This is a genomic window from Pandoraea terrae, from assembly GCF_902459695.1.
GTDB lineage: Bacteria > Pseudomonadota > Gammaproteobacteria > Burkholderiales > Burkholderiaceae > Pandoraea > Pandoraea terrae.
On record NZ_CABPRZ010000009.1, the window covers coordinates 126,004 to 139,702 of the forward strand.

The window sequence follows — 13,699 nt, forward strand, 5'->3', positions numbered from 1 at the left end:
ACAAACGTTTACGGGATTACGGCAGCACGCCGCCACGGTCGATCTTGCGGGCCAGCACGACCGAGGTCGTCGTTTTGGTCACGCCGTCGATGTCACCGATCTCGTCGAGCAATGCGTCGAGCTGATCGGGCGAGGCCGCGTGCAGCCATGCGACGTAGTCGAATTCGCCGCTGACCGTGCACAGCAGATGGACTTCCGGCATTTTGTTCAATCGCCGCAACACATCGCGCCCCGCACGCGGTTGCAGACTGATGCCGACACATGCCTGAAGTCCGCCGCCGGCGGCATCTTGCCCCAGTTTGACCGTGTATCCGGCGATCACGCCCGTGCGTTCGAGACGCGTCAGGCGGGCCAGGACCGTGGTACGGGCAACGCCGAGCCGCCGCGCCAGGTTGGCCGCGCTCTCCCGGGCATTTACGCGCAGCAATGCAAGCAGGTTGCGGTCAAGTTCATCGAGCGGGGCAGTGGCGAGGGTCATGGGGGCGCTCCTGATGGCGACTGGCTTTGCGTTGCCAGCGATACGATTCGACGAAAATTTTCGTCGATACGACAATTCTATCGGATAGTTCGACGCAATCACGCTACATTTCAACAACCCGATTCCCTAGAATCGAAGCATCGACAACACGCAACATTCAAGGGAGACCAACATGAAGAAAATCGCCCTTCTCGGCGCCGGTCACATCGGGCAAACCATCGCCCGGCTGCTGCATGACAGCGCAGACTACCGTGTCACTGTATTCGACCGCAGCGCACAAGCGCTCGCGCGCGTCGCGCCGCACGCCGACGCGGTGTTGACGCTGCCCGGCAGCGATGCACCGGCCTTGCGCCAGGCGCTCGCCGGTCATGACGCCGTGATCAACGCCCTGCCATACACCATGGCGACGAGCGCGGCCACGGCAGCCGTCGCGGCCGGTTGTCACTATTTCGACCTGACGGAAGACGTCGCCGCCACCCACGCCATCGCGCAACTTGCCGAAGGCGCGAATACGGCGTTGATGCCGCAGTGCGGTCTCGCCCCCGGTTTCATCGCGATCGCCGCGCATCATCTCGCCGCGACGTTCGACGAGGTGGAATCGGTCAAGATGCGTGTGGGCGCGCTCCCGGCATTCCCCACCAACGCGTTGAAATACAACCTGACATGGAGCGTCGACGGGCTCATCAACGAGTATTGCCAGCCGTGCGAGGCCATTCGCGACGGTGTGCGGCTCACCGTGCAGCCGCTTGAGGACCTCGAACATTTCTCGCTCGACGGCGTCGAGTACGAAGCCTTCAACACGTCCGGCGGTCTCGGCACGCTGTGCGAAACACTGGCGGGCCGCGTACGCGATCTCGACTACAAGTCGGTGCGTTACCCGGGGCATGGCGCGTTGATGAAAGTATTACTCAGTGAGTTGCGCCTGAAGGACGATCAGGAAACGCTCAAGACGATACTCAAGCGCTCGGTGCCGAGCACATTGCAGGACGTGGTGCTGGTATTCGTGGTGGTCAGCGGCCTGCGCAGTGGCGTGCTCACGCAGGAAGTCTTTGCGCGCAAGATCTTCGCGGAGCGCAACAACGGACATAGCGCGAGTGCGATTCAGATCACGACCGCCTCCGCCGTGTGCGCGGCCGTCGACATGTTCTTTGGCGGCCAACTGCCCGCGCACGGCTTCATCCGCCAGGAGCAGATCGCCCTGCCTGACTTCCTCGCCAACCGTTTCGGCCAGGTGTACGCGCATTCCACCCGTATCGAGTCGCTGTCGTAACGCGTGCGGCGTCCGCCATGCGCGCTGCCGGACCGGCGCGCGCGGGCAAATGACCCGCCGGGTGTCAGGCGAGCGCCCGATCGCGCAACGTGAATACCGCGACGGCGGCACGCAGCGATCCGGCCTGTGCCGCAAGGGATTGCGTGGCGGCGGATGCCTCTTCGACAAGCGCGGCATTCTGCTGCGTGACTTCGTCCATCTGCGAGACGGCCGTGTTGACCTGTTCGATGCCGGTGCTTTGTTCATGCGAGGCCGTCGATATCGCTGCGACAATGGCCGCCAGACGTTGCACGGCATCGACAACCGTCCGGATCGTGCCGCTCGCGTTGTCGACGAGCGCGGTCCCGTCCTCGACACGCGCGGCCGACTGTTCGATGAGCGTCTTGATTTCGCGCGCGGCGGTAGAGCTGCGCTGCGCAAGCGCCCTTACCTCGCCCGCGACCACGGCAAAACCGCGCCCCTGCTCGCCGGCCCGCGCCGCTTCCACCGCCGCATTGAGCGCCAGAATATTGGTCTGGAATGCAATGCTGTCGATCACGGCAATGATTTCGCCGACCTTGGCCGAACTCGCCGATATCCCCTGCATCGTGTCGACCACGCGTCCCATGATGCCGCCGCCGCTTGCCGCCGTGCGGGACGCCTCGCCGGCAAGCGCCGACGCTTGCCGGGCGTTCTCGGCCGACTGACGCACCGTCGCTGTCAGTTGCTCCATGCTCGCCGCCGTCTCCTGCAGCGACGCCGCCTGCTCTTCGGTACGTGTCGACAGATTGAGATTGCCCGCGGCGATCTGCCCGCTGGCCGACGCCACAGCCTCCGCGTTCTGCCGCACATGGCCGACGACGTCCGACAGCTTCTCCTGCATGGCTCTCAGGGCGATCAAAAGCTCGCCGATCTCGTCGCGCCCTTTCGCCTCGAAATCGAGTGACAGATCGCCTTTGGCCACCGCTTGCGCGCAGTGCAATGCATTTCGCAATGGGCGCGACACCGTGCGGCTGAACAGCACGCCGCCAATCATCGCCGTGACGAACACGACGAACATGAGCAGGAGGCTGACGATCGTCGCATCACCGGCGTCTGCGGCGGCCTTGGCCGACACGCCCGCGCTGTCTTCCGCGATTTTGCGCGCGGCACGTTCGAGCAGTGTTGCCGGTTCTCGGTCCATCCCCGCGACTTGGGCATCGCCGACGGAGGGGTTGAAGCCTGCCGCCTGAAATGCGGCGAACCCCTTGCGGTATCCCTGCCCCATCACGGTGTGCGCCTGGGCGAATTGCCTCACCAGCGTTCGACTCTCACCTTCGGGCAGTTTGGCCGTCAGGTCGGCAGCCATCGCGCCAACCCGTTGCTCGCGTGACCGGAACGCCTGCCAGTGCTTGTCGAGCTTCGCCGGATCCTTGCCGCGCAACAACGTGTCCTTCCATTCCTGTACCTGCACCTTGAATTCGGTGAGCATGACGGCCACGGCGCGTTCGGCAGCCATGTTGTCCTGTACGGTGGTGCGGTAGACATCAATGGATTGGTTCAGCGTGTAGATGCCGTACAAGGCACCCGAGGCGATCAGGACCAGCGCGGACGCAAATGCGAGAGGAAGTTTCAGGCTGAGCTTCATGGGGCGTTCGAGGTGCGGGAAATTCGCGCGCAGCGGGTCCGGTACAGCCCGGGCCCGGCGTGGCGCGGCGCATCTTCTCATGCCGACGTTGCGCCCATGTGAGCGGTGGGGAAATTCCAACATAGGCAGTGCGGACTATAGCGGTACGCTGGCAGGTGTGCTCAGTCGGCAAAAGGACGTGGTGCCAGGGACGCATGGAGAAACTTGTCACCTAACGGTTTTCCCGCCTTTAATAAACGAATAAGGACGAATAAGGACAAGGAGGCCGCCGTGGCCGTCACACGCTTCCAGAGCACTCCGGGCATCGGGGTCGACAGGATGGCCAATACCGCCGACGCCATGCCCGGGGTGCCCGCGCCGCTGCTTGCGATCGATCGCGTGACACTCCAGTACAAGACCGACAGCTTCCTGGTCACTGCCGCTGCCCGGGTCAGTTTCAACGTCTATCCGGCGGATCGGTTCATTTTGCTGGGGCCGTCGGGCTGCGGCAAGTCGACCTTGCTCAAAGCCATCGGCGGCTATCTTCAGCCAGTGGAGGGCGCGATTCGCCTGCACGGCCAGATTGTCACGCAGCCGGGGCCGGACCGCATGATGGTGTTCCAGGAATTCGACCAGTTGCTGCCGTGGAAAACCGTCCGGCAAAACGTCGAGTTCGCGCTGAAGGCGAGCCGGCGTCTTCGCGGCGCCGAAGCGGCCGAGCGCGCGGCGCACTACATCGAGAAAGTTGGACTCGCAACGTTTGCCGACAGTTATCCCCATACCTTGTCGGGCGGCATGAAGCAACGCGTTTCGATTGCACGCGGCATGGCGATGGAACCGGACGTACTGTTGATGGATGAGCCGTTTGCCGCGCTCGATGCCCTCACGCGCCGCAAAATGCAGGACGAACTGCTGCGGCTGTGGGACGACACCCGGTTTACCGTACTGTTTGTTACGCACTCGATCGAGGAAGCGGTTCGCGTCGGCACGCGTATCCTGCTTTTGTCGCCGTCCCCGGGGCAGGTCAAGGCCGAACTCAACAGTATCGCCCCCGAAGACCGGGGGACTGCGCGCCAGAGCGCGCTCGAGGCGCACATCGATCACCTGTTGTTCGCCCAGTAGGAGATTCTCATGAAACCTGTCACCCCCGTGGTGCGGCCCGAAATCCTGCTGGCGCCGGCGCATGCCGAGCTGTCGTCGGTACAGCGCCCGTTGTCACCACTCGAATCCCTGTATCGCCTCGGCTGGATCCGCAAAACGGTCATCCTGCTGGTGCTGGCACTGATCTGGGAAGTCTATGGCCGTTGGCTCGACAACCCCTTGTTGTTTCCCAGCTTCAGCGAGACGGTGAGCGCGTTCCTCTCCGGCGTCGGTAGCGGCGTCCTGCTGGAACGCGCCGGCGTGTCCCTCAAGACCTTGCTGGTCGGCTACGGCATCGGCATCGCGCTGGCCGCGACGCTGACCACCATTGCGATCAGTTCCCGACTTGGCAATGACTTTCTGGAAACGCTCACCTCGATGTTCAATCCGCTGCCCGCGATTGCGTTGCTGCCGCTGGCACTGATCTGGTTTGGCCTGGGTACCGGCAGCGTCATCTTCGTACTGGTGCACTCGGTGCTGTGGGCGGTGGCGCTGAACACCTACAGCGGCTTTCGCGCAGTGTCCGTTACCCTGCGCATGGTCGGCCAGAACTATGGCTTGAAGCGCTTTGCGCTGGTGCGCTCGATCCTGATCCCGGCCGCATTTCCCAGTATTCTGACGGGCCTCAAAGTTGGCTGGGCATTCGCCTGGCGCACGTTGCTGGCAGCCGAACTCATGTTCGGCGTATTGTCCGGGTCCGGTGGCCTGGGCTGGTATATCTTTGAGAACCGCAACCGACTCGAGACCGCCAACGTGTTCTCCGGCCTGTTCTTTGTGATCATGATCGGCCTGTTGGTGGAAAATCTGCTGTTCGCAAATATCGAGAAACGCACGCTGCAGCGCTGGGGTATGCAGCAATGACGGTCGCGCTGGCACTACCCGCATGAATATCCTCATCACCGGAGACAAGCTCATGACCCGCCGCCTTTTTTCCCGTTTGCTTCTGGCCCTGACGCTAGGCGCGTTGGCGCTCACCAACGTCGCCCACGCCGAAGTCTCCACGGTGAGGCTGTCGCACGGCTTCGGCATTCTTTACCTGCCGCTAATGATAATGCGCGACCAACATCTGGTCGAAAAGCATGCCAAGCAGATGGGGCTGGGCGACGTGAAATCGGAATGGTCCGTGATCGATGGCGGGAATTTGATCAATGACGCAGTGCTGGCCGGGAATATCGACGTTGCCGGCACGGGCGCGGCCGGCTTCGTAACGCTGTGGGCGAAGGCGCACAACGTTCCCCGCTCTGCGGTCATCGGTCTCGGCGCGATGAGCACGGGTTCGGTGTGGCTCAACACGAACAATCCCAACGTCAAATCCCTGAAGGATTTCACTGCGAAGGACAAGATCGCCCTACCGGGCACCAAAACCACGGCGCTTGCGGTGTTGCTGGAAATGGCCGTGGCCAAGACCTTCGGGGCTGAAAACTATGCCAGGCTCGATCCGATGACCGTGACGCTTAGCCATCCGGAAGCGGTCGCTTCACTGTTATCAGGCAAGACCGAGGTGACTGCACATTTCGCGTCGCCACCGTTTTCGTATCAGGAGTTGAAGGATCCGAAGATCCGGCGCGTTCTCAATTCGACGGAAGTGCTCGGTCCGTTGACGGTCAACATGGTGTTCGCATCGAAACGGTTCGCCGACCAAAACCCAAAGCTCGTCAAAGCCATCATGGCGGCTCAGGAAGAGGCCAACGCATATATTCAAAAGGATCGGAAGGGCGCCGCCGAAGCGTATTTGCGCATGTCAAAAATCAAGTTGTCACAGGATGAGGTCGAGCAGGTGTTGGCCGATCCCGATACGCGGTTTTCGACCGCACCCAACGGCATCATGCAAATTGCACAGTTCATGAAACGCACGGGCACGATCTCGATCACTCCGGCGAAATGGCAAGATCTGTTTGTGGCGGATTTCGCAGGCCGAGAAGGCAGCTGAGTCAGCGGCACCTACCCTCTCAGCAGTGGAGTGACAACGCGCTCCAGGCGTTCGGCCGTCCACGCGGGGGACTTGTCGTCCCAGCCATTGTCGGCCAGGCGGCCAGCGCGGTCGATGGTGAAGTTCACCGGAATGCGCCACATACGCCCGTAGCCGCCAGCCCAGGCGCTACCCAGTAGCCCAACCGGAAAACTCAAGCCGGAAGAGAATTTTCGTACCGCTGGCAGATCATCCGGCCCATCCAGACTGAAGCCCAGGACCTGTAGACCCTCATTGGCATGGCGGGCGGCGTAGGCGGACAAAAGCGGCAATTCCTCAAGGCAGGGTGAGCACCAGGTCGCCCAGAAAGTGAGGATGACGACTTTACCGAGCAGTTCGCGGGTGTTGATGCTGCGCCCATCCAGGGTGTGCAATTCCAAAGGCGGCGCGGGTTGTCCGACCGACAGCGCGTTAGCGCGTGCCGCCATGGGCCAGCCGGAAGTGCCCGCCCCCAACGACAACGCAAGGGCTGCGCGCAGCCAAGCGCGACGCGCAGCGAAGGCAGAGAACGCGGGATCCGTGAGGGCCGGCAAGGAGTGTGGCGCCTTAGAATGCATAGCTCACCCCGACATTGCCCGTCCAACGGGGAAACAACTGATACCCGTCGAGCTTGCTATACATCGCACGTTGCACGAACGCATAGACCTGTGTGTTTTTCCAAACGCTAACGGTAATGCCGGGACTGAGATAGACGACCGTACCCGCCGTATTCCCGGTGTCGGCCAAGGCCCCTTGGTCGTGGCTCTTGCGATAGAGATTGATCTGTAATTGCGGTACCACCTTGGGGTTGGCCTCATAACGCAGACCCAGGCTTACGTTGGCGACATTGCCAGGTCGGAAATCCGCACCGGGCTGGTTGAGACGTTCCGAGACCGCGGTCTGAAATTGCCCGTTAATGAAGGCGTCGAAGTCCTGGCTGATCGCTTGGTAGTAGTACGCTCCGACGATCAAGTCAGTGCTGCCAGTGCCGGGCTGCAGGCTGGTGTCGAGCGCCTGGCCCGCGCTCGCGTTGGGGCCGGTCGAAAAGAACACCGGATTGCGCCCGACGGTCTCTCCGGTGTTGACATTTTGACCGCCGTAGCGGCCCGTGGGGAGCTTGACGCCAAGTTGCACCCCAAGATTGTGCGTAGGCAGAAAGCCCTGGAAGCTGGCGATGAGCTTGACGTCTCCCAGGCCTTGGCTGGTTGCACCGCTCAGATTGTCGGGCGTGAGCTGGTCAGTGGTGGCATTGCCGTACGTGGTATGGCTGCGGTCGATGTAAGGGATAAGCGCACTGAAATTCCAATTCACGCTCGGGCTGTAGCTGACGCCAAAATTGACGTATCGATTGATCGTCTGGCGTTCAACCTCCTGGCTGCCGCCCGCATCGTTGATAGCGGCCGGCTGCGTATTCGGCACCGCGCTTGTGCCGCTGCGCAACTGGTTCTGGTTGATGAAAACGTATTCCAGGCTGAATCGCCAGCCGGGCGCTGATGAATAGCCCATCGCGGCGTCGCTGCTCAAGGAGCAGCCGCAAGTGGCACATGCATGCGCCGTGGCAGGTAGTGCCACGCTTACGGCCAATGGCAGTGCGCAGCGCAGCAGGATGTTCTGTTTGATCGGCACGATTTCCTCTCCGATGGGTGCAAATGTACGCACACCCCCCCCCCGCGGCGAAGGTGCGCACTTGTGTCCTGAAAGACAAATGGATGCCCGCTCGCCCCTTCACGGGGCGCATTGACGCGGTGTCACGAATAGCTGGGATCAGGAAACGACGGGAGGACCACGAGGACGGCCGGACGGAAACGCGGCGTAGGGGATTAATGCAAACGGTGCCGATACCTGTGCGCGTGCCACGACAACACGGGTCACAATGCGCGTAGGGGTTACGCTTGGGGCGAACCCGTGGTGGCTCAGGAGGTCACAGTAGCCACATGCGCTCAGCGGGTCCGGTGATACTTGATGCGCGGGGGCGGAGCCCTCGCGCTTGACCGTCGAGCAAATTATCCCGACGGACCGATCTGCCCGCGCGGCGATAAATTGGCTGACAAGCGGCGCAAAAACCACGAGCAACATGGCCAACAGGCCAAGCCATGCAACAGTGTGTTTGCGAGCGCGGAGCTTCATGATGGGTAAGAATTTTTCGCGATTCTATCCCTTGGATAGCGGGCCTGTACAGAATTTTGCGCGCACCAGCGCGCGCCTTGATAACGATTATGGTAGACGCGTCGGACGGCTCCCATGGGCAAACGCCCTCCATCAGGCTGGGTGGAACGGGATATTTCGCCTTTTTGGGCCGCTACGTTCAACGGATCGGCATTCGCAACGCTTGAACGAGGATTGTGAAAAGCTGAAAAGGCTTGCTCGGACTACGCAAGCAAGTGGTGCCGGGGACCGGACTTGAACCGGCAAGCCCGAAGGCGGCGGATTTTAAGTCCGCTATGTTTACCAATTTCATCACCCCGGCAAGGGGATCGCATTCTAACATTCCGAGCCGAGACCGGGCCAGTTCAGTATCATGTGAGTATCCGCAAGCATCCGTCGGAGGTTGCCCATGCTGGAAAATCTGGATCGCATCGCCCTTTCGCTCGACGCCATTGAGGCCGCCGCGCACGATCTGGCGATGCATTCGCCCGAAAACTCTCAGGCGCTCTATAGCGCGCTGATGGAGATCCGCAACGCCATCGCGCTCGTCGCGCAGGAAGTCGTGCGGCTCGAACGGGAAATCCACGCACACGGTTCCAACGGCCAGTCGTAGTGGCCGCCCCCCTTTGAAGTGTCGCGCCGCACGGGCGCGACCGGGGGAGTGTTTTCTGCCATTTCCCAAGGTGAACAGGCCCTGACGCCCAATTAACACCGACGCCGCAACCGGGCTACAATAGACCCAAGCCTCACAACACGGATGTCCCACAATGACCGTTCCCTGTTGTACGCCCCAAACCACAAGTCCTACCCCCACAGAATCGCTCGCCGCACGTTACCGCGCGGTGCGTGAAGCGTCCGTGCAGCTCGCCGAAGGGCTCTCCGACGCCGATGCCACTGTCCAGTCAATGCCGGACGCCAGCCCCGTCAAATGGCATCTCGCGCATACGACGTGGTTCTTCGAGACATTCCTGCTGCAACCGCACGTGGACCGGTATCGCTCCTTCGACGCGCGCTACGCATTTCTCTTCAATTCCTACTACGAATCCGCCGGCCCCCGGCACCCCCGCCCGCAGCGCGGGCTTTTGACGCGTCCAACGTTGGCCGACGTGCTCGCCTATCGTGCCCACGTCGATGCCGCCATGCTGGAGCGCTGCTTGCCGGCCGATCTAACGCATGAGATCGGCACGCTCGTCATGCTCGGGCTCAATCACGAAGAACAGCATCAGGAACTGATGCAAACGGACTTGCTGCATCTGTTCGCGCAGAATCCGCTGCGGCCGGCGAGCCGCCCGGCCCTCGCCCACGAGCGGCCGGCAGGACCGCTCGAATGGCTGGCCTTCGACGGTGGCCGCCATCGCGTCGGCCATCACGGCGAAGCCTTTGCTTTCGACTGCGAGACACCCGCGCACGACATTCTGATCTACCCGTTCGCGCTCGCGTCGCGTGTCGTCACCAATGGGCAATGGCGCGCCTTCATCGAGGACGGCGGCTATCGCACGGCGTCGCTGTGGCTCTCGGACGGCTGGCAAACGGTCGGTGCGCAGGGATGGGCGCATCCGCTCTATTGGGAATCGCAGGACAGCGTGTGGCGATCGATGACGCTCGCCGGCATGCAACCGCTCGATGACGACGCGCCGGTGTGTCACGTCAGTTATTTCGAGGCCGACGCATTCGCGCGCTGGGCTGGCAAGCGGCTGCCGACGGAATTCGAGTGGGAAGTCGCCGCACGCACTCGGGCCGATCGCCTGGAGCAACTCTATGGGCCGGTGTGGCAATGGACGGCAAGTCCGTACATTGCCTATCCGGGTTTCAAACCGGCGGCGGGGGCCGTCGGCGAGTACAACGGCAAGTTCATGTGCGGCCAGTTCGTGTTGCGCGGCGGTTCTCGCGCCACACCCGCCGGCCATGCGCGCGTGACTTACCGCAACTTCTTCTATCCCCATCAGCGCTGGCAGTTTTGCGGCCTGAGGCTAGCGGAGGACCGCTGATGTCCCGGATGCCGCCTATGCCCACGATCCCCCTTTCTCCGTCCCATCCCGCCTACGTGTGCCCGTCGCTGCCCGGCGACGCCTTTGCCACCGATGTCCTCGAAGGCCTCGCGCGCACGCCCAAAACGCTGCCCAGCGTGTGGCTGTACGACCGGCGCGGCAGTGAACTGTTCGAGGCGATCACGCAACTGGACGAGTATTACCAGACGCGCACCGAAACCGCGCTGCTGGCGGAATGCGCGCCCGCGCTGGCCGCCGCCGTCGGTCCGAACGCTGTCGTCGTGGAATTCGGCAGCGGGTCGAGCCGCAAGACGCCGCTGCTGCTCGACGCGCTCGACAAACCCCGCGCCTACGTGCCCGTCGATATCGCGGACGACTTTCTCGACGACGCCGTCGCCGTCCTCGCCCGCCGTTGTCCCGGCATCCCCATGCTGCCGGTGCGTGCCGACTTCACGCGGCCTTTCCGTCTACCGCCACAATTGAAAGACACGCCCGGCCCGCGCCTGGGCTTTTTTCCAGGCTCGACCATCGGTAACTTCGCGCCGGCGCAAGCGGCCGCCTTCCTGGCCCACGTCGGCAAGATACTCGGCACCAGTCGCCGCATGATCGTGGGCGTCGATGCGTGCAAGGACGCATCGATCCTCGTGCCGGCCTACGACGACGCGCGCGGTGTCACCGCCGAATTCAATCTCAATCTGTTCGCACGCATCAATCGCGAGCTGGAGGGCGACATCCCCCTGGATGCGTTTCGTCATGAAGCGCGCTACAACGACGCGGCAAGCCGCATTGAAATGCATCTCGTGGCCAAGTGCACGCTTGACGTGCACGTGCTGGGACAGCCCTTCCGGTTTGCCAAGGGGGAGTCCGTCCATACGGAGAATTCATACAAGTACGGGGCGACAGAATTCCGTGCACTGGCCTCGAGTGCAGGGTGGGACGTCGAACGTGTCTGGCACGATGGCGCGCGACGGTTCGCGGTCTATCTGTTGAAGCCCGCGAACGCCGCCTGATGGCGTGAAGGATGATATTGGCGTGAACAGGATCTAGTCGTAGGCGCGCGCGTCCTCGATGACTTTACCGTCCGCCGGCAACGCGCCAACCGCAACGAATTCGATCTCGCCGCGCAGCTTCGTCAAGTCGCGCAAAGCGATCTGGACCCGTGCCGCGAGGCCTTCGGGCGGTGCGGCGGCGGCGGTTTCGCAGACGAGCGTCATTCGGTCGTCGCCAATACGCCCCTCCACGCGCAGACGCATCCGTCCGAGTTCCGGGAAACGCTTGCCGATCTCGCCGATCTGCCCCGGGTGGACGAACATGCCGCGCACCTTCACCGTCTGATCGGCGCGGCCGAGCCACCCCTTGAGCCGCATGTTGGTGCGCCCGCATGGGCTCTCGCCCGCAACGACTGCGGACAAGTCACCCGTCGCGAAACGGATCAGCGGATAGTCGGGATTGAAGTTCGTCACGACGACCTCGCCGATCTCCCCAAACGCCACTGGCTTCATGCCGCCCGGCTCCACCAACTCGACGAGCATGTGTTCGTCAACGATCAGGCCGGCCTGCGCCTCGCTCTCGTAGGCGATCAGCCCCAGGTCGGCGGAACCGTACAGTTGACGCGCGATGATCCCCCGCGTATGGAACCACTGCTGCAAGGACGGCGGCAGTGCCTCGCCCGACAGCGATGCCCGCTTGAGGCATGTGATGTCGGCGCCCAGTTCCTCGGCCTTCTCCAACAGGATCTTGAGGAACGACGGCGTGCCCGTGTAGCCGGTTGGCCGGAGGTGGGCGATCGCCTGCATCTGCTGTTCCGTCTGCCCCACGCCCGCCGGGAAAACACAGCAGCCGAGCTTCGCCGCCGCGGTTTCGATCATGCGTCCTGCCGGTGTGAAGTGATACGAATAGGTGTTGTGAATCAGGTCACCGGCGCGAAACCCTGCCGCGAACAATGCGCGCGCAAAACGCCACCAGTCGCTGCCGTGGCCATCCGGCTCGTAAATCGGCCCGGGCGACTGGAAGATGTGCGCCAGCCCGCCCACGGGCGTCGCGTTCAATCCGCCCAGCGGCGGGCGCGCAATCTGTTGCGTGGACAGATCGGACTTGCGCGTGACGGGCAACTCGGCCAGCGCGCTGCGCGACCTGATCGCCGCGGCGTCGATGCCGCCAAAACGCTCGGCAAAATAGGCGGCGTGGGTACGGGCATGCGCCACGTGGCCCGGCAGCGCGGCCAGCAGCGCCGCCTCGCGTGCCTCGGCCGGGCGGGTTTCGAGCGTGTCGAAATGGTCGTTCATATTGCGGGTGTCCGAAGAACGCGATGGGGGAATGAATCAGGCGAGCCAGCGCTTGCGGCGCCGATAGCTCTTGACGTTGCGGAAACTGCCGTCGCTGCCCGCGCCGTCCTTCGCGATACCGAGGTAGAACTCCTTGACGTCCTCGTTGTCGCGCAGCGAAGCGGCATCGCCGTCCATGACCACGCGGCCGTTCTCGAGGATGTAGCCGTAGTCGGCATAACGAAGCGCAGCCATCGTGTTCTGTTCGGCCAGCAGGAAACTCACGCGCTCACGCTGGTTCAGGTCGCGCACAATCTCGAAAATCTCTTCGACGATCTGGGGCGCGAGGCCCATCGACGGTTCGTCGAGAAGAATCATCGACGGCTGCGCCATCATCGCGCGGCCGATCGCGCACATTTGCTGTTCGCCGCCCGAGGTGTAGCCCGCCTGCGACTTTCGGCGTGTCTTCAGGCGCGGAAAATACGCGTAGATGCGCTCGAGCGCCTGGGCCTGCGCACTGCGCGAGGCATGGCGCACATAGCCCCCCGTCAGCAGATTCTCTTCGATGGTCAAATGCCCGAAGCAGTGCCGCCCTTCCATCACCTGAATGACGCCGCGCTTCACGAGACCGTTCGGCGTGAGCTTTTCAACGCGCTCGCCGCGATAGTCGATCGTCCCCTTGGTCACCTCGCCGCGCTCGGCGTGCAACAGGTTCGAAATGGCTTTGAGCGTCGTGCTCTTGCCTGCGCCGTTGGCGCCGAGCAAGGCCACGATCTTGCCCTCGGGCACCGCGAGCGACACGCCCTTGAGCACCAGAATCACGTGGTCGTAAATCACTTCGATGTTATTGACGCGCAAACAGGCTTCCATGCCGCATTGCT

14 protein-coding genes and 1 tRNA gene are annotated in these 13,699 nt (G+C 62.8%); 7 read left to right on the top strand and 8 right to left on the bottom strand.

Annotation, left to right across the window (positions count from 1 at the left end; all coding sequences use genetic code 11):
- Positions 1–16 precede the first annotated feature (16 nt).
- Positions 17–478: an Lrp/AsnC family transcriptional regulator gene (locus tag PTE30175_RS12740; protein WP_150697419.1), complete on the bottom strand. Its 462-nt coding sequence runs from the start codon at positions 476–478 to the stop codon at positions 17–19.
- Positions 479–650: 172 nt separating this feature from the next.
- Between PTE30175_RS12740 and PTE30175_RS12745 the strand changes: the two genes are divergently transcribed.
- Positions 651–1,748: a saccharopine dehydrogenase family protein gene (locus tag PTE30175_RS12745; protein ID WP_150697420.1), complete on the top strand. Its 1,098-nt coding sequence runs from the start codon at positions 651–653 to the stop codon at positions 1,746–1,748.
- A 64-nt stretch (positions 1,749–1,812) separates the two neighbouring features.
- Here PTE30175_RS12745 and PTE30175_RS12750 read toward each other — a convergent pair whose 3' ends face one another.
- Complete coding sequence (locus tag PTE30175_RS12750; RefSeq protein ID WP_150697421.1) at positions 1,813–3,354, bottom strand: methyl-accepting chemotaxis protein; 1,542 nt, start codon at positions 3,352–3,354, stop codon at positions 1,813–1,815.
- A 339-nt stretch (positions 3,355–3,693) separates the two neighbouring features.
- On the opposite strand from PTE30175_RS12750, the gene PTE30175_RS12755 reads away from it, so the two are divergent.
- From PTE30175_RS12755 to PTE30175_RS12765, 3 genes are read left to right on the top strand one after another with little or no spacing between them, the layout of a single operon-like run.
- Positions 3,694–4,455: an ABC transporter ATP-binding protein gene (locus tag PTE30175_RS12755; protein ID WP_224788749.1), complete on the top strand. Its 762-nt coding sequence runs from the start codon at positions 3,694–3,696 to the stop codon at positions 4,453–4,455.
- A gap of 9 nt (positions 4,456–4,464) precedes the next feature.
- Positions 4,465–5,334 carry an ABC transporter permease gene (locus tag PTE30175_RS12760; RefSeq protein WP_150697422.1) on the top strand — a complete coding sequence of 290 codons (870 nt, stop codon included), beginning with the start codon at positions 4,465–4,467 and terminating at the stop codon, positions 5,332–5,334.
- A gap of 52 nt (positions 5,335–5,386) precedes the next feature.
- Complete coding sequence (locus tag PTE30175_RS12765; protein ID WP_150697423.1) at positions 5,387–6,403, top strand: ABC transporter substrate-binding protein; 1,017 nt, start codon at positions 5,387–5,389, stop codon at positions 6,401–6,403.
- Positions 6,404–6,414: 11 nt separating this feature from the next.
- Here PTE30175_RS12765 and PTE30175_RS12770 read toward each other — a convergent pair whose 3' ends face one another.
- The 4 genes from PTE30175_RS12770 to PTE30175_RS12785 form a co-directional block, all read right to left on the bottom strand.
- Positions 6,415–6,870: a TlpA disulfide reductase family protein gene (locus tag PTE30175_RS12770; protein ID WP_338044442.1), complete on the bottom strand. Its 456-nt coding sequence runs from the start codon at positions 6,868–6,870 to the stop codon at positions 6,415–6,417.
- A 118-nt stretch (positions 6,871–6,988) separates the two neighbouring features.
- Positions 6,989–8,041 carry a transporter family protein gene (locus PTE30175_RS12775; protein ID WP_420819631.1) on the bottom strand — a complete coding sequence of 351 codons (1,053 nt, stop codon included), beginning with the start codon at positions 8,039–8,041 and terminating at the stop codon, positions 6,989–6,991.
- A 144-nt stretch (positions 8,042–8,185) separates the two neighbouring features.
- Positions 8,186–8,548 carry a DUF2946 domain-containing protein gene (locus PTE30175_RS12780; RefSeq protein ID WP_150697426.1) on the bottom strand — a complete coding sequence of 121 codons (363 nt, stop codon included), beginning with the start codon at positions 8,546–8,548 and terminating at the stop codon, positions 8,186–8,188.
- Positions 8,549–8,803: 255 nt separating this feature from the next.
- Positions 8,804–8,888 (bottom strand) — tRNA-Leu (locus tag PTE30175_RS12785).
- 87 nt (positions 8,889–8,975) lie between these two features.
- Between PTE30175_RS12785 and PTE30175_RS12790 the strand changes: the two genes are divergently transcribed.
- From PTE30175_RS12790 to egtD, 3 genes are all read left to right on the top strand, one after another.
- Positions 8,976–9,179 (top strand): hypothetical protein, encoded by a 204-nt coding sequence (locus PTE30175_RS12790; RefSeq protein ID WP_150697427.1) that lies wholly within the window; start codon positions 8,976–8,978, stop codon positions 9,177–9,179.
- A gap of 154 nt (positions 9,180–9,333) precedes the next feature.
- Positions 9,334–10,554 (top strand): ergothioneine biosynthesis protein EgtB, encoded by a 1,221-nt coding sequence (gene egtB, locus PTE30175_RS12795; protein WP_150697428.1) that lies wholly within the window; start codon positions 9,334–9,336, stop codon positions 10,552–10,554.
- A gap of 17 nt (positions 10,555–10,571) precedes the next feature.
- Positions 10,572–11,564, top strand: coding sequence for an L-histidine N(alpha)-methyltransferase (gene egtD, locus PTE30175_RS12800; protein ID WP_150697429.1), 993 nt, complete (start codon positions 10,572–10,574; stop codon positions 11,562–11,564).
- Positions 11,565–11,597: 33 nt separating this feature from the next.
- On the opposite strand, the gene PTE30175_RS12805 is transcribed toward egtD, so the two are convergent.
- Both PTE30175_RS12805 and PTE30175_RS12810 read right to left on the bottom strand, forming a co-directional pair.
- On the bottom strand, positions 11,598–12,839 hold the full coding sequence (locus tag PTE30175_RS12805; RefSeq protein WP_150697430.1) for a phenylacetate--CoA ligase family protein: 1,242 nt from the start codon (positions 12,837–12,839) through the stop codon (positions 11,598–11,600).
- 36 nt (positions 12,840–12,875) lie between these two features.
- Positions 12,876–13,688, bottom strand: a complete 813-nt coding sequence (locus PTE30175_RS12810) for an ABC transporter ATP-binding protein (protein ID WP_150697431.1) — start codon at positions 13,686–13,688, stop codon at positions 12,876–12,878.
- Between the last annotated feature and the right edge of the window lie 11 nt (positions 13,689–13,699).

What these genes read in the sequence shown, in the direction of transcription:
- PTE30175_RS12740 (WP_150697419.1), bottom strand. Translation starts at nt 478, where the DNA reads ATGACCCTCGCCACTGCCCCGCTCGATGAACTTGACCGCAACCTGCTT.
- PTE30175_RS12745 (WP_150697420.1), top strand. Translation starts at nt 651, where the DNA reads ATGAAGAAAATCGCCCTTCTCGGCGCCGGTCACATCGGGCAAACCATC.
- PTE30175_RS12750 (WP_150697421.1), bottom strand. Translation starts at nt 3,354, where the DNA reads ATGAAGCTCAGCCTGAAACTTCCTCTCGCATTTGCGTCCGCGCTGGTC.
- PTE30175_RS12755 (WP_224788749.1), top strand. Translation starts at nt 3,694, where the DNA reads ATGCCCGGGGTGCCCGCGCCGCTGCTTGCGATCGATCGCGTGACACTC.
- PTE30175_RS12760 (WP_150697422.1), top strand. Translation starts at nt 4,465, where the DNA reads ATGAAACCTGTCACCCCCGTGGTGCGGCCCGAAATCCTGCTGGCGCCG.
- PTE30175_RS12765 (WP_150697423.1), top strand. Translation starts at nt 5,387, where the DNA reads ATGACCCGCCGCCTTTTTTCCCGTTTGCTTCTGGCCCTGACGCTAGGC.
- PTE30175_RS12770 (WP_338044442.1), bottom strand. Translation starts at nt 6,870, where the DNA reads ATGGCGGCACGCGCTAACGCGCTGTCGGTCGGACAACCCGCGCCGCCT.
- PTE30175_RS12780 (WP_150697426.1), bottom strand. Translation starts at nt 8,548, where the DNA reads ATGAAGCTCCGCGCTCGCAAACACACTGTTGCATGGCTTGGCCTGTTG.
- PTE30175_RS12790 (WP_150697427.1), top strand. Translation starts at nt 8,976, where the DNA reads ATGCTGGAAAATCTGGATCGCATCGCCCTTTCGCTCGACGCCATTGAG.
- egtB (WP_150697428.1), top strand. Translation starts at nt 9,334, where the DNA reads ATGACCGTTCCCTGTTGTACGCCCCAAACCACAAGTCCTACCCCCACA.
- egtD (WP_150697429.1), top strand. Translation starts at nt 10,572, where the DNA reads ATGCCCACGATCCCCCTTTCTCCGTCCCATCCCGCCTACGTGTGCCCG.
- PTE30175_RS12805 (WP_150697430.1), bottom strand. Translation starts at nt 12,839, where the DNA reads ATGAACGACCATTTCGACACGCTCGAAACCCGCCCGGCCGAGGCACGC.
- PTE30175_RS12810 (WP_150697431.1), bottom strand. Translation starts at nt 13,688, where the DNA reads ATGGAAGCCTGTTTGCGCGTCAATAACATCGAAGTGATTTACGACCAC.